The organism is Paenalcaligenes sp. (assembly GCF_030152715.1).
GTDB classification, from domain to species: domain Bacteria; phylum Pseudomonadota; class Gammaproteobacteria; order Burkholderiales; family Burkholderiaceae_B; genus Paenalcaligenes; species Paenalcaligenes hermetiae.
Genome location: NZ_JASLIX010000136.1, coordinates 1 through 13,620, shown reverse-complemented (window position 1 = coordinate 13,620; position 13,620 = coordinate 1). Strand labels below are relative to the sequence as shown.

At 49.1% G+C, this 13,620-nt stretch carries 14 protein-coding genes; 10 read left to right on the top strand and 4 right to left on the bottom strand.

Annotation, left to right across the window (positions count from 1 at the left end):
- Window positions 1-113: 113 nt before the first annotated feature.
- The 3 genes from Q1V74_RS11015 to Q1V74_RS11005 all read left to right on the top strand — a co-directional run bounded on the left by Q1V74_RS11015 (window position 114) and on the right by Q1V74_RS11005 (window position 2,247).
- Window positions 114-872, top strand: a complete 759-nt coding sequence (locus Q1V74_RS11015; RefSeq protein WP_300648911.1) for an aspartate/glutamate racemase family protein — start codon at window positions 114-116, stop codon at window positions 870-872.
- Window positions 873-959: 87 nt separating this feature from the next.
- Window positions 960-1,859, top strand: coding sequence for a LysR substrate-binding domain-containing protein (locus tag Q1V74_RS11010; protein ID WP_300648909.1), 900 nt, complete (start codon window positions 960-962; stop codon window positions 1,857-1,859).
- A 178-nt stretch (window positions 1,860-2,037) separates the two neighbouring features.
- Window positions 2,038-2,247 carry a cold-shock protein gene (locus Q1V74_RS11005; protein ID WP_260650639.1) on the top strand — a complete coding sequence of 70 codons (210 nt, stop codon included), beginning with the start codon at window positions 2,038-2,040 and terminating at the stop codon, window positions 2,245-2,247.
- 69 nt (window positions 2,248-2,316) lie between these two features.
- Here Q1V74_RS11005 and Q1V74_RS11000 read toward each other — a convergent pair whose 3' ends face one another.
- Window positions 2,317-3,678: a 3-deoxy-D-manno-octulosonic acid transferase gene (locus Q1V74_RS11000; RefSeq protein WP_300648906.1), complete on the bottom strand. Its 1,362-nt coding sequence runs from the start codon at window positions 3,676-3,678 to the stop codon at window positions 2,317-2,319.
- Between the two features lie 38 nt (window positions 3,679-3,716).
- Complete coding sequence (gene waaC, locus Q1V74_RS10995) at window positions 3,717-4,673, bottom strand: lipopolysaccharide heptosyltransferase I (protein ID WP_300648904.1); 957 nt, start codon at window positions 4,671-4,673, stop codon at window positions 3,717-3,719.
- A 164-nt stretch (window positions 4,674-4,837) separates the two neighbouring features.
- Between waaC and Q1V74_RS10990 the strand changes: the two genes are divergently transcribed.
- The 7 genes from Q1V74_RS10990 to Q1V74_RS10960 all read left to right on the top strand — a co-directional run bounded on the left by Q1V74_RS10990 (window position 4,838) and on the right by Q1V74_RS10960 (window position 11,907).
- Window positions 4,838-5,734, top strand: coding sequence for a LysR family transcriptional regulator (locus tag Q1V74_RS10990; protein WP_260650642.1), 897 nt, complete (start codon window positions 4,838-4,840; stop codon window positions 5,732-5,734).
- Between the two features lie 116 nt (window positions 5,735-5,850).
- Window positions 5,851-6,900: a TRAP transporter substrate-binding protein gene (locus Q1V74_RS10985; protein ID WP_300648902.1), complete on the top strand. Its 1,050-nt coding sequence runs from the start codon at window positions 5,851-5,853 to the stop codon at window positions 6,898-6,900.
- Window positions 6,901-7,002: 102 nt separating this feature from the next.
- The gene (locus tag Q1V74_RS10980; RefSeq protein WP_300648900.1) at window positions 7,003-7,626 is read left to right on the top strand and encodes a TRAP transporter small permease; all 624 of its coding nucleotides are present in this window, start codon (window positions 7,003-7,005) and stop codon (window positions 7,624-7,626) included.
- Window positions 7,623-8,906, top strand: coding sequence for a TRAP transporter large permease (locus Q1V74_RS10975; RefSeq protein ID WP_300648898.1), 1,284 nt, complete (start codon window positions 7,623-7,625; stop codon window positions 8,904-8,906). Before Q1V74_RS10980 ends, Q1V74_RS10975 begins: the two co-directional genes overlap by 4 nt.
- Before the next feature lie 12 nt (window positions 8,907-8,918).
- Window positions 8,919-9,605, top strand: a complete 687-nt coding sequence (locus Q1V74_RS10970; RefSeq protein WP_300648896.1) for a DUF2848 domain-containing protein — start codon at window positions 8,919-8,921, stop codon at window positions 9,603-9,605.
- A gap of 26 nt (window positions 9,606-9,631) precedes the next feature.
- Complete coding sequence (locus Q1V74_RS10965) at window positions 9,632-10,981, top strand: amidase (RefSeq protein WP_300648894.1); 1,350 nt, start codon at window positions 9,632-9,634, stop codon at window positions 10,979-10,981.
- A gap of 5 nt (window positions 10,982-10,986) precedes the next feature.
- Window positions 10,987-11,907 carry a DMT family transporter gene (locus Q1V74_RS10960; protein WP_300648892.1) on the top strand — a complete coding sequence of 307 codons (921 nt, stop codon included), beginning with the start codon at window positions 10,987-10,989 and terminating at the stop codon, window positions 11,905-11,907.
- Here the strand turns inward: Q1V74_RS10960 and fmt are convergent.
- Both fmt and def read right to left on the bottom strand, forming a co-directional pair.
- Complete coding sequence (gene fmt / locus Q1V74_RS10955) at window positions 11,873-12,817, bottom strand: methionyl-tRNA formyltransferase (protein ID WP_300648890.1); 945 nt, start codon at window positions 12,815-12,817, stop codon at window positions 11,873-11,875. The two genes, Q1V74_RS10960 and fmt, sit on opposite strands and share 35 nt — an antisense overlap.
- Window positions 12,814-13,344 (bottom strand): peptide deformylase, encoded by a 531-nt coding sequence (gene def / locus Q1V74_RS10950; RefSeq protein ID WP_260650650.1) that lies wholly within the window; start codon window positions 13,342-13,344, stop codon window positions 12,814-12,816. Before def ends, fmt begins: the two co-directional genes overlap by 4 nt.
- Window positions 13,345-13,620: the final 276 nt, after the last annotated feature.

Sequence of the window (13,620 nt, the reverse complement as noted above, 5' to 3'; positions counted from 1 at the left end):
CATCACAAATTGTGATGGCAGCATGATCAAATACTGTTTTACGCACGACCAATGCGACGCTACACTACCTTTATCCTGTTAGTCATACCGATTTTTTTAAGGCGGAGACAAAAATGAAAACCTATCGTATTGGTCAAATCGTACCCAGTTCTAACACCACCATGGAAACCGAAATCCCAGCCATGCTCAATGCTCGCATGGGGATTTTGCCAGAGGATCGCTTTACGTTTCACTCTTCGCGTATGCGCATGATGAACGTCACACCCGAAGAGCTTAAAGCCATGGACGCTGCTAGCGATCGCTGTGTGGTAGAGCTTGCCGATGCGCGTTGTGATGTGATGGCTTACGCCTGCTTAGTGGCGATTATGGCACAGGGTAATGGCTACCACCGTCAATCCCAAGAGCGCCTAGAGGCCGCTGTTAAAAGCACAGGCGTGGATATTCCGGTTCTCAGCTCTGCCGGGGCTCTGGTAAACAGCATGAGCGAGTTTGGCATCAAGAAAATTTCGGTTATTACCCCTTACATGAAGCCACTGACTCAGCGTGTGGTGGAGTACATCGAACACGAGGGCATCGAGGTCAAAGACTCAATCAGTCTTGAAGTATCGGATAACCTTGAGGTTGGTTTGCTCAACCCCGAAAACTTGCTAGAACACGTGAAGCGTTTAGACCACGATGGCGTTGATGCCGTTGTGTTGTCTGCCTGCGTGCAGATGCCTTCTTTGCCTGCGATCCAGCGTGCTGAGGACATGATTGGCAAACCCGTGCTGTCCGCATCGGTGGCCACGGTATACCAGATGCTTAAAACCCTAGGTCTAGAGACCCGCGTACCCGATGCGGGCTTCTTGCTCTCTGGCAAGACCGCTATTTAAGCGCGGCTTTTGCCCCAACCCCGCTATCGGCGGGGTTTTTTTGTGCCTGCGTTAAAATACGGTTTTTAAGCCAATAGGGGGATAGGCATGGATTTGGTCAGCCTGCGGTTTTTTGTGCGCGTGGTCGAAGAAGGCACAATCAGCCAAGCGGCGCAGCGCGAGCATATTGCCGCCGCCGCGGTTAGCCGTCGTATTGCCGACCTGGAAGATCAGCTCGGCACACCCTTACTGCGGCGCACAAACAAGGGGGTACACCCAACCCAAGCCGGTATGGAACTGCTATACCGCGCACGCAGTATTTTAAATAGCGTTCAAGATTTAAAAAGTCATTTACAAGGATATTCACAGGGACAACAAGGCCATATCCATTTGTTAGCAAATATATCCGTTATTTCCCAGCATTTACCCCACATTTTAGCGGATTTTATTTCTGCACACCCCGGGGTGCAATTAAAAATCGAAGAAAAAAACAGTTTAGAAATTGTTTATGAAATAGAAAAATCACAAGCCGATATAGGAATTTACACAGCATTACCCCACGATGCCGATATTGAGAGTTATTTTTTTCGGCATGATCATCTTGGGGTGCTGGTTCCTTTAGACCATGATTTAGCTCAATTTAATCGTCTTTTTTTTGAGCAGTGTTTGGATTATGACCATATTATTTTACGAGCAGGCACCCAGCTAAATTACCAAATTACCAAAATTGCGATGGAGGCCAACCGTAGTATTCCTGTACGTGCAGAGATCGATAGTTACGAGGCCATGTGCTTGCTGGTCAACGCGGGTATGGGCATCGGTGTTTTACCCCATCAGAGCACGCAAACGTTTCAGATACCCAATACACGATTTGTTTGGCTTAATGATGCTTGGGCACAACGCGAACTCCTCATTGGTGTACGGCGAAAAAAGGAGCTTTCTCCTAGTGCAAAAATATTATTGGAGTTTTTGCAAAACAATGACACAACTTATGTGAAAAATATCTAAATATATTCCTTGACGTAGACCTAGCATTCATACTAAAGTGTTTAATCAGTAGGTTATCAAGTTCGTCGAAGTTCGTTCAATCTGTTTGCTACATAGTAAATTGCATTGCCCAATTTTGTACCTTGAAAATCTGTTCGTCGGGCGCAGTCGCTCATTTATTTTTTAGGAAGCATCTATCATGCAAACAGAATACGGCATCGTAAAATGGTTTAACAACGAAAAAGGCTTCGGCTTCATCACCCCCGAAAACGGTGGTAAAGACCTATTCGTACACCACTCTGATATTCTTGGCACCGGTTACAAGTCTTTAGACGAAAACCAGCGCGTTTCTTTTGAATCCGCTCAGGGTCAAAAAGGCCCTCAAGCCAAATCCGTACAAAAAATCTAATTTTTTGTAAAGATTAAAAAAAACCGCATGTATACCATGCGGTTTTTTTACGCCTACTCACTTTGAGCCTTATTTATCTAAGCGGTTTTGGCGTACATGCTGTTGTTTTAGAATCTCATGAATCCCTGCCATGACCCGCTCTACAGAGCCGGCATGCTTTTGTACCCAATGTAAGCCTGCATCGGCCATACGTTGGCGCTGCGTACTGTCCTCAAGAAGCTGCATTGCCGTTTTTAATGCTATCTCAGCATTTTGCACACGCAAGGCCGCACCTTCTTTAAGGGCATCATCTACAGCTTGCTCAAAATTACGTGTATGCGGCCCTACAATTACTGGCACGCCCAGCGCACAAGCTTCGATAAAATTCTGCCCACCCAGTGGAGCAAAACTACCACCAATGATCGCCACCTGCGCTTGTGCATAGTACCAAGGCATCTCCCCCAGCGAATCGCCTAAAAGCACATCGGCTTCTTTACAGCACGCTAAAGAACGGCTAGTGCAATCACCGCTCTGTACCAATTGCGAGCGCCGCACCACATTCCAGCCCTCGGCTTCTAATAAAATTGCTGCGGACTCAAAGCGTTGAGGATGACGTGGAATCAAATAAAACAGGGTGCGCTCGCGGGCGTCTAGATCCATTTGGTGCTCGCGCCGAATATAACGACGCATAGCATCAATAAACATTTGGTCCTCGCCCTCGCGGGTGCTGGCAATCACGACAATTTTGCGCCCTAAACGATCTGCAAACTGCTTACCACGCTCTACCTGATCCGTAGCAAGTTGCACATCAAATTTAAAATTGCCTGATACCCGTACCCCTTTAGCACCAGCGCGCTCTAATCGCTGTGCATCTTGAAAGGTTTGAGCATAAATGGCGGCAAATCGCGCATAAGCGTTACGCATAAGTGCCCCCATGCGTAATGATTTACGCAATGAGCGAGCCGAAAAACGCGCACTAACTAAAAACACAGGGATATCAGCGCGAATCGCCTGATACAGCAAATTGGGCCAAACCTCACGCTCAATCACCACCACAAGCTGAGGCTGATAAAAAGCGTAAAACCGCTTGGCAGCACCGGGGAAATCATAAGGCAACCACTGTTGTATTAGCTGCCCGTTTGCGATGGCGGCATTAAATGCCCGCTGCCCCTCGGCATAACCGGTATAAGTCAGATGGGTTAACAAAATCGTATGCCCTTCGGAAAGTAGGGCTTGTACTAGTGGCTGAGCCGCCCGCATTTCGCCTAAACTGACAGCATGCACCATGATTAGCCCCGCCTGTTTAGGGCGTGCTGTCTTGCCATAATACCCAAAACGTAATGGGCTAAAAACCTGCCATCGGCCGCCGGATTTACGCGCACGCACATACATCCACCCCAATAAAAAGGGTGAAACCAGCCGCAATAACAACGTGTAAATAAAACGATTCAAACGTATCCAACCTTTAACCTTGAATGCTTATTGTACCGTTAACCGCGACTTAAGGCTTGCTGCACTGCACTAAGCACAAGTTCAGCGCTAGGCTCTTGACCTCTGTCGCCTAAACTGGCAGTGTAAGCACGACTCACCAGTGGCGTGCGCACAGGGGTGGATGCTTTATAAATCCCTATGGTTGGGCGCTCTAATGCCGCTGACAAATGGGTTAATCCACTATCTAAGCCCACCATTACCGTCGCCTTGGCTAGCGCATGGGCCACATCCGTTAAACCCATACGCGGCAAAACCTCAGCATTGTGACGTCCTACAATCAATTGTTGTGCGCGCTGTGCTTCTGCTGGGCTACCTGCTAATAAACGTAAACCCAACCCTTGGTTTTGCAAATAATCAAAAACTTTATGCCAACTGGCTTCGGGCCAGAGCTTATCGTCACGACTCGCCGATGGCATAATCAAAGCAACGGGTTCAATCTCTACCGCAGTGGTAATAGCTTGTAGCCCATAGTCCGGCTCCCCTTGGTAGCTATAATCTAAGGCTAACGATGCCAGTAAACGCTGGCGCGTAATGGCCGGCTGCCAAAACTCGACCCGATGTTTTTTCTGAAAAAACAACGAAGCTAGCGGTTCGCGCGCGGATTTCCAATCCAAGCCATGTTTTTGTCCATAGGCTAAACGGGTGATCCATACTGTTTTTAATAGTGCCTGCATATCTAACACAATGTCGTAGCGGGTTTGACGCAAGCGCTGTTTAAAAGCAGCCCGCTCAGCGCGTGATGTGGCCGACCACCAGTTTTTACGCCAACGGCGGTGCGCGACCGGAATCACCTCGTGGATGGCTGGGTGCCATTGTGGGATTTCGGTAAAAGACTCTTCGACTACCCAGTCAATCTGAGCATCGGGGTAATGCGTGGCAATATCGCTCATCGCCGGCAACATATGCACCAAATCCCCCAATGATGAGGTGCGCACAATTAAGATTTTTTTACTCATAGCGTCGATTATAGTGGGTACAACAACTAACAGCTTTTATTATCAAGCGCTATAGTAACTGATAGTTAGGTGACATCCCCATCATTTCCAATTGATTTACGCCAACAGCGGCGAAGTGTTCGTGTTTTTACACGCGTATTCTTCCCTGCACCGAGGGAATTTTTATGATTGATTTCAAACAGATTGAAGCTTTTGTTTGGGTGGCCGAGTTAGGAGGCTTTAGTGCCGCAGCCGAAAAACTAAACACCACGCAACCATCGATTTCTCAACGTATTGCCAGCTTTGAGCGGCAGGTTTCAACACGGGTTTTTGACCGTAGTGCGCGCGGTATTAAGCTCACAGAAAAAGGTCAGGAATTACTTTCACACGCTCAGCGTATGTTAGAGCTACGTAACGAAATGCTGCGTGTCGCTCAAAGCCCCAACGTGATTCGTGGCACTTTTCATTTAGGGGTGGCAGAAACCTTAGTACATACGTGGCTACATATTTTGATTGAGCAACTACATACCCAATACCCTGCTCTCATTATTGAAATTCACGTGGATACCAGTCAAGTATTACGGGAAAAGCTCCTGAATTATCAGTTAGATTTAGCTTTTTTTGTGGGAAATGATACGGATAAAAAAACCGAATACCTTCCCATCGGTGAGTACCCTTTAGTCTGGGTTGCCAGCCCTACATTACGCTTACATGGGCGTACAGTAAGTGTTGCGGAACTAGGGGTTTACCCTGTTATTACGTATCCGGTAGGCAGCTTACCTTATCGTGCTGTTGATCAACTTTTACACGAAGCCAAGGTGGAATCTCCGCGTATTTATGGCAGTGCTTCGCTGAGTACAATTTTACATATGACCTCACGCGGCATGGGGCCTAGCGTGCTAGCAGAGGAACTGGCAAAACCGCTACTTTCCCAAGGAAAACTGCGTCGTTTGAAAGTAGAAAAGCCGCTTCCGTCTTTGGCTTTTTATGCCCATTGGCTGGACTCCCCTGACAGCCATGCTGCGCGTACTGTCGCTCGTTTAGCACAATCCATTTCTGAGCAGTACCCAGCCCATGTATAAGAATAATTTATAGATATGCATCTAAACATACAATTGGACAGTTTCCAAACAATAAGGTGCAATCGAAAATGAAACAAACTTATACCTACTGTGAGCTTAATTTCAGGAGACCCTTTATGAAACGTCTGTTAGCCGCGTCTTTTCTAGGCTTGGCCGCTGTATCAGCTCAAGCCCAAGAGGTAGTCACCGATCTACCTAAAACCAAACTAACCGTTGTCGGTGGCTTAAGTAATCTCACCGCCTATCAAAATGGCGAGCATCCTTTTTGGTCTAAAACCATCCCTGAGCTATCGGATGGCAAAATCACGGTAGACATCAAAGGCTACAACGAGATGGGCTTAAAAGGACCAGAGGTATTACGCTTGGTCAGCCAAGGCGTAATCCCTATTGGTAGCGCTACATTAGCCTATTTTGCTACGGATAACCCCATCAACGAGGCCATTGACTTGGCAGGTTTAGCGCCTGATATTCAAACCGCACGTGAAATCACTGATGCGTTTTTACCCGCTTACGAAAAGCACTATGATGGCATCAACACCAAACTGTTGGGGATTTCTACTTATCCAGCCCAAGTCTTGTTCTGCAAAGGCAGCTTTGCAGGCCTAAGTGACTTGAAAGGGAAAAAAGTACGCACAAGCAGCCGCACCCAAGCAGAATTTGTACAAGCATTTGGTGGCAGCAGCGTAACCATTCCTTTCGGTGAGGTCGTACCTGCTCTACAAAATGGTGTGGTGGACTGCGCGATTACCGGCTCACTCTCTGGCTATTCCGCCAAATGGTACGAAGTCAGCGACCACCTGTATGCGTTGCCTATTAACTGGAACCAACAATTAATTGTGGCGAACAAAGCTTTTTGGAATAAGCTCGACCCCAAAGTGCAGCAGTTCTTAGAAACCAATGTTAAAACCCTTGTTGATGACATTTGGGCCGCTGCCGCCACGGAAACCCAACAGGGTTACGACTGCAACACCGGTGCCGAGGCATGTACGCTTGAGCCTAAAGGCAACATGAAACTAGTTGAGCCTTCGGCAGAAGACCAAAAGCTGCTCAAAGACGTCATGGATAAAACCGTGATTCCAGGTTGGGCCAAACGCTGTTCGGCCGACTGTGTGGATAGCTTTAACCAGTACATTGGCCCAGTGTTGGGTTTAAAAGCTAGCAAATAATTTGTTTTCTTTTTGGTTTAGCTGCTCCTCCCGCAGCCATAAACCAAGGGCGTTTGATGTCACACAGGGTCAAACGCCCTCTTTTTCTATCAGGTGTGACCGATGACAACTTCTACTCCCACTTCTTTGTTGGGGCGACTGCTCAATGGTGCGACCACGCTTTCACGCATAGCGATCTGGATCGCCGGCGGTTTGACCTTGCTAAGCGCCATCTACATTACGCTGGATGTGCTTAGCCGTAAGTTTCTCAACTCCCCCCTTGGCGGATCGGACGAGCTGTCCGGCTATGCTTTTGCGATTAGTGTGTCCTGGGCGTTGTCATTTGCCACACTGGATCGCGCCAATATCCGTATTGATGCTATCTATCAGCATTTGCCAGTGCGTATTGCAGCCTTTTTAGACTGGGTTGCTTTAGTCGCTTTGGCCGTATTTATTGTGTATTTAACCCGTTATGCCGCCGAAGTCGCGGGCATGTCATGGGAAAGCCAGTCCACCGCAAACACCATACTGGGTACACCACTCTGGATCCCGCAGACCTTGTGGGCAGCTGGGCTTGTGTGGCTCTGTGTGGTGCTGGCATTGATGTTAATCCGTGCTTCTCTAGCCTTAGTTACGGGCAACCTGACCGAGGTCCAACGTATTTGCGGTATTCGTACCACCAAAGAAGAAGCCAGCGCCGAGGCCGAATCCGGTAAGCGTTTAGTGCAAATGGAGCAACAATCATGATCGCTACCGCTTTAACTCTGTTGTTAATTTTAATCGGGGTCAGTATCCCCGTTGGGGCGGCTCTGGGTGTGCTAGGGCTGATTTTAGACCCGCTGTATTCTTTTTTGCCGCTAAGCCGTGCTATGGGCGAAGTCGCCTGGGGAACCAGTAATGAGTTTTTATTGGTTGCTGTGCCGCTCTTTATTATGCTTGGCGAAATTCTCTTGCGTTCTGGTCTGGCGGAGCGCATGTATAACGCCATGAGCTTATGGTTATCATGGTTACCCGGCGGTTTAATGCACGCTAATATTGGCGCCAGCGCTCTTTTTGCCGCAACATCGGGTTCCAGTGTGGCGACCGCGGCCACGGTCGGTACGGTGGCTTTGCCGCAAATTAAAAAACAAAACTACCACGAACCGCTATTTTTAGGCAGTTTAGCTGCTGGCGGCACGCTCGGGATCTTAATTCCCCCGTCGATTAACTTGGTGATTTACGGGGTGTTGACTAATACCTCAGTACCTAAGCTCTATTTAGCCGGCATTTTGCCTGGTTTGGGCATGGCATTGCTGTTTATTTTAGTGATTGCGTTAGCCTGTATCGTCAAACCCGCATGGGGGGGCAAAAAAGTCCAAGCCCCTTGGCGCGCACGCTTTGCAAGCCTGGTGCATTTGCTTCCTCCTTTGGCGATTTTCTTCTTAGTTGTGGGCTCTATTTATGCCGGTGTCGCCACCCCTACCGAAGCGGCAGCCTTGGGTGTGATCGGGGCGTTAATTTTAGCGGCATTTAGTCGTCGCCTAAGCTGGAAAATGCTCAAAGAAACCTTTGAAGGCACCATGAAATCCACTGCCATGATCATGTTGATCGTTATTGGTGCCGCATTTTTAAACTTTATCATGTCTGGCATTGGACTCACCAATGCCATCACAAGCGCGATCACTGGTTTAGGGGTGTCACCCACATTGATGTTGCTTGTCCTTGTGGTGTTTTATCTGGTGCTGGGGTGTTTTATGGAAACCCTCTCTATGATGATCACCACCATTCCTATTGTTGCGCCCGTTATGATGGCTTTGGGTTTTGATCCCGTATGGCTGGGTATTGTAATCATTGTCTTGGTTGAAGTCGCACTGATTACGCCCCCAGTTGGATTAAACCTGTTTGTGGTACAAAGCTTACGTCCCGCAGGCAGCATGAATGACGTCATGATAGGTAGTTTGCCATTTGTGCTGATGTTATTGGGCATGGTGTTTTTATTAGCCGTTTTCCCAGATATCGCGCTCTGGCTTCCCCGTGTCTTTGGTTAAGGTTGGTGTGTTATGCAGTTACAGTTTGAGCTTTTAGCAGCGGATGGTCGTATCGAATCCATCCAGATTGGTGTGGACTATTGTATTGTAGCGGGCTGGGCGGGGCGCGATCGTGCAGCCATTGAACATCATATTTTAGAGCTTGCCGAATTGGGTGTGCCACGCCCTAGCGATGTGCCTTTGTACTATCGCATTGCGACCAATCAGCTCGTACAAAGCGAACGGGTGCAAGTTGTAGGTCCACACAGCTCTGGTGAAGCCGAGGTATTGGTTTTTCAGCACAACGGTGAGCTTTGTGTGGGCTTGGCCTCTGACCACACTGACCGTGCCTTAGAAGCACACAGTGTGGCCTTATCCAAGCAGGTCTGCGTTAAGCCCGTGGCCACGACGGCATGGCGTTTTAGCGACGTGGCCGCGCATTGGGATGAGCTGATTCTACGCGCCTGGATCACCGAAGATGGCCAAGAGGTTGCCTATCAAGATGGGGCGGTGGCTAGCTTATTGCACCCGCTAGACTTGATAAAAAAACACTTCCAACAAGACCAATTACCAGAAAAAACGGTGATGACTTGCGGTACAGTAGCAACCATAGGAACCATTCGTCCCGCAAGCCAGTTTACGATGGAGTTATTCGACCCCCGTTTAAACCGTCGTATCCGCCATACGTACGAGATTGAGTTCCTCCCCGAAATCGCTTAATCATTTTTATTTATAGGGATACCATTATGTCTAAGTTTGCCCGTATTCGCGAGCTACAGCGTGCTTTAGATGCTGGAGAAACCACCGCCTTGGCTTTAACTGAGCAAGCGCTGGCGCGTATCGCTGATCCTAACGGCGAAGGCGCGACGACATTTATTTCCGTTTATGCCGAGCAGGCCCGCGCAGCCGCTCGTGCCTCTGACACGCTTCGTGCCGCCGGTCTGGCTCGCTCTGCTCTTGAAGGTATCCCTATTTCTATTAAAGACTTATTTGATTACAAAGGGGATGTTACACGCGGCGCATCGGCCTTATTAAAGGATGCACCCGCCGCCACAGAAAATGCTACCTTAGTGCAGCGCCTAATCAATGCGGGCGCCATTATTGTGGGGCGTACCAATATGACCGAATTTGCTTTTTCCGGTTTGGGTATTAACCCCCACTATGGCACACCACGCTCTCCTTGGGATCGAGCAACAGGTCGCATTCCTGGGGGCTCGTCATCGGGTGCAGGTGTATCGGTTGCTGATGGCATGGCAGTAGCCGCCATTGGTACAGACACCGGTGGCTCCATTCGTATTCCTTCGGCTTTTTGTGGGATTACCGGTTTCAAACCCACTGCGGATCGGATCCCCTCCGAGGGCGTGATGCCGTTGTCGCACTCTCTGGACTCCAGTGGTCCGTTGGGCTTGTCTGTAGAGTGTTGTGCTTTGGTCGATGCCGTCCTAAGCGGTGAGCCCGAACCCTCGCTTGAAGCCATTCCCGCTCAGCAGCTGCGTTTGCTGATGCCTACCAACTATGTGTTTGGACGTGCCGATGAAACGGTGCTTGCAGCGTTTCAGCACGCCGTAGCGCAGCTTAAAGCCCAAGGGGTACACGTTGACGAGGTGGAAATCCCCGAACTGGATGAGCTGCCTTATATCAATCGTTTAGGGGGCTTTGTGTGTGCAGAGGCCTGGTTCTATCACAAAGACCACATAGCTAACCACGAAGCCGCCTATGATCCGCGCGTGGCATCTCGTATTTTACGCGGCAAAGAACAAAGTGCCGCCGATTACATCGAATTACAAAATGCGCGCATGGACTGGATTGCTCGCATGGAAGCACGCTTAGCGCCCTATGATGCTTTGATTTTACCTACCACCCCCATTGTGCCCCCAACACTGGCTGAGCTAGAGGACGAGGAAGCCTATTTCCGTATCAATGGGACGATATTGCGTAATCCTGCTATTATCAATTTTTTAAATGGATGCGCGCTCTCAATCCCTTGCCAACCAGCTCAAAGCGCGCCTGTTGGCTTTATGGTCGCCGCGCCCGCTTATCATGACCTGCATCTACTTAATGTGGGTTTAACCATCGAATCAATTTTACTTTCTTAGCGTTTATGACACCTCAGCGCCCTATTTTCGGTATTATTTTATTAATTTTATCAACCTGGGCGCTGTCCTCTCTGGATGCCAGTGGCAAATGGATCATGGCCGCCGGACTGCCTTTATTGGTGATGTGCTGGGCGCGCTATATGATCCATTTGCTTTTAGTGCTTGGGATTATTTTACCTACAAAAGGCATCAAAATCCTTAAGGCTAAGCGTCCTAAAGACCAAATCCTACGTGGCTTAATTATGCTGTTTGCCACGCTGTCCTTTTTTTCTGCTCTGCGTTATCTACCCCAGGCCGAAGCCACGGCAATTAATTTTTTAGCCCCACTGCTTGTGCTCTCTGTGGCACCATGGGTACTCAAAGAGCCCCCGCGTATTTCACGCTGGATCGCCGCCGCAGTTGGTTTTTTGGGGGTGATGCTAATCATTCGCCCCAGCTCTGGTTTACACCCATTAGGGGTGGTGTTTGGTTTAATTACCGCTGTACTTTTTGCGACCCAATATATTGTGACGCGACGCGTGGCCGTTGATGATGCCATGACCACACTCATTTGGAGTGGCTTAGTAGGTACGGTGTTAACCACCCTGCTGATGCCTTTTATTTTGCCCGAGGTATGGCCGATTTTTAGCACCTTTGATACGCCACACTGGTTTGCGCTCGCCGCTACTGGGGTGTTTGGTGCCCTCGGTCATTTATTACAAATACAAGCCTACCAACGCGCACCGGCCTCAGTGCTGGCCCCTTTTGTGTATTTACAGATTATCAGCGCGGCGGGGCTAGGCTGGCTACTGTGGGGACAGTTTCCCGACGCGCTAAGCTGGGTAGGAATTGGTATCGTGTGTGGCAGTGGCGCCGTAATCGCTGTGTGGGAATGGCGCCAGCAGCAAAAAGCTAAGCTGGCAGCTGCCAGCCCTGCACAAAGCTAGCCACGGGTTGGCGCCGACTGCCTGCCCGTTGTAGCTCGGTTAAACGTAAAATACCATCTGCCGTCGCAATATCAATACCTTGTGCCGAGACTGCGACCACCGAACCAGGCGTAGCCGTGGTTGGCTGATCAATAGCCTGCGCCTGCCAGACCTTAATCGGCTGCTCTAGCCCCGGCAACATCATGGTGCAACTTGGTACAGGGTTAAATGCCCGCACCCGTCGCGCTAACACCGCCGCAGGCTGGGTAAAATCCAAGGGGGATTCGGATTTATGGAGCTTTTCCGCATAGGTCACACCATCAGCTGGCTGTGGTGTGGGCGTGAGCTGTGGTAACTGTGCCAAGGCTTCAACAATTGCGTCGGCACCTAACTGAGCCAATTCGTCATGCAGGCTTGCTCCCGTGTGATCCTCTTGGATAGCGAGCTTTCGCACGAGCAACATATCTCCCGTATCTAGGCCTGCATCCATTTGCATAATCGTAATACCGGTTTCTGCATCTCCGGCGTCAATCGCACGCTGAATAGGTGCAGCACCACGCCAACGCGGTAATAAACTGGCATGAATATTTAAGCAACCGTATTTGGGTAAATCCAAGGCCCACTGTGGCAAAATCAACCCGTAGGCGGCCACCACCATGACATCCGGCGCAATGGCTTGCAGTTGCTGCTGCACCGCCTGTGCTTCGTCAGGGTGTTTACCGTCTAAACGAAGACTTAATGGCTGTGCCACGGGGATGCCCGCATCCAGCGCGGCCTGTTTTACCGGCGATGGACGTAATTTCATGCCACGCCCAGAGGGGCGATCGGGTTGGGTTAAAACCAAAGGAACCTGATGGCCTGCCACTAAAATCGCTTCCAGCGCCAATCGAGCAAAATCTGGCGTACCTGCAAAAACCACCTTTAGCGTCATACCATTACCTTTTCTGCGGCTTTTTTGGCTTCGCGCTGTTGTTTACGGATACGTGTCAAAATGCGATTTTGTTTTAATAACGATAAGTGTTCTACAAACACTTTGCCGTCCAAATGATCCAGCTCGTGCTGCACGCACACAGCGAGTAAACCGTCCGCATGAAATTCAAATGTTTCACCCTTTTCGTTTAAGGCTTTAACTTTGATTTCGGCAGCACGCTCGACTTTGTCATAAATGCCCGATACCGATAAGCAGCCCTCTTCGTAGACCTGCTTCTCATCGCTGTACCATGTGATTTCGGGGTTAATTAATACCAACAGATCATCGCCATTTTCCGAGACATCAATGACCACCACCCGTTCGTGCACGTCTACCTGAGTGGCTGCCAAACCCACACCAGGAGCGTCGTACATGGTTTCAGCCATGTCTTTAACTAATTGACGAATACGATCATCCACCTTTTCTACGGGTTTAGCTACCGTGTGTAAGCGTTCGTCAGGATATTGAAGTATAGGTAATAGAGCCATAATTACAGTCTTAAAAATCGATTGCTTTTATTTTAATACAAGGCTTTTTAAATAAAGCACTAAATCTTATAGGGGTATGCAGGAGCGTAGTTATCACTACGTAATTTATCTTATAGTTTAACGCGCTTATTGCTTCTACAATATCAGCATGAATACAACCACTGCCTCGGATCACGAACGTTATGCTTGGATACGTCTGTCCCTAGAGCCCAATCTGGGGGCAGATGCGGCTCGCTTGTTGCTGGCCAATTTTGGTTTGCCACACCAGATTTATGA

Excerpts from the sequence above, each read along its gene's own strand:
- Q1V74_RS11010 (WP_300648909.1), top strand. The coding sequence starts at position 960 with ATGGATTTGGTCAGCCTGCGGTTTTTTGTGCGCGTGGTCGAAGAAGGC.
- Q1V74_RS10975 (WP_300648898.1), top strand. The coding sequence starts at position 7,623 with ATGATCGCTACCGCTTTAACTCTGTTGTTAATTTTAATCGGGGTCAGT.
- Q1V74_RS10985 (WP_300648902.1), top strand. The coding sequence starts at position 5,851 with ATGAAACGTCTGTTAGCCGCGTCTTTTCTAGGCTTGGCCGCTGTATCA.
- Q1V74_RS10990 (WP_260650642.1), top strand. The coding sequence starts at position 4,838 with ATGATTGATTTCAAACAGATTGAAGCTTTTGTTTGGGTGGCCGAGTTA.
- Q1V74_RS10965 (WP_300648894.1), top strand. The coding sequence starts at position 9,632 with ATGTCTAAGTTTGCCCGTATTCGCGAGCTACAGCGTGCTTTAGATGCT.
- waaC (WP_300648904.1), bottom strand. The coding sequence starts at position 4,673 with ATGAGTAAAAAAATCTTAATTGTGCGCACCTCATCATTGGGGGATTTG.
- Q1V74_RS10980 (WP_300648900.1), top strand. The coding sequence starts at position 7,003 with ATGACAACTTCTACTCCCACTTCTTTGTTGGGGCGACTGCTCAATGGT.
- def (WP_260650650.1), bottom strand. The coding sequence starts at position 13,344 with ATGGCTCTATTACCTATACTTCAATATCCTGACGAACGCTTACACACG.
- fmt (WP_300648890.1), bottom strand. The coding sequence starts at position 12,817 with ATGACGCTAAAGGTGGTTTTTGCAGGTACGCCAGATTTTGCTCGATTG.
- Q1V74_RS11015 (WP_300648911.1), top strand. The coding sequence starts at position 114 with ATGAAAACCTATCGTATTGGTCAAATCGTACCCAGTTCTAACACCACC.
- Q1V74_RS10960 (WP_300648892.1), top strand. The coding sequence starts at position 10,987 with ATGACACCTCAGCGCCCTATTTTCGGTATTATTTTATTAATTTTATCA.
- Q1V74_RS11005 (WP_260650639.1), top strand. The coding sequence starts at position 2,038 with ATGCAAACAGAATACGGCATCGTAAAATGGTTTAACAACGAAAAAGGC.
- Q1V74_RS10970 (WP_300648896.1), top strand. The coding sequence starts at position 8,919 with ATGCAGTTACAGTTTGAGCTTTTAGCAGCGGATGGTCGTATCGAATCC.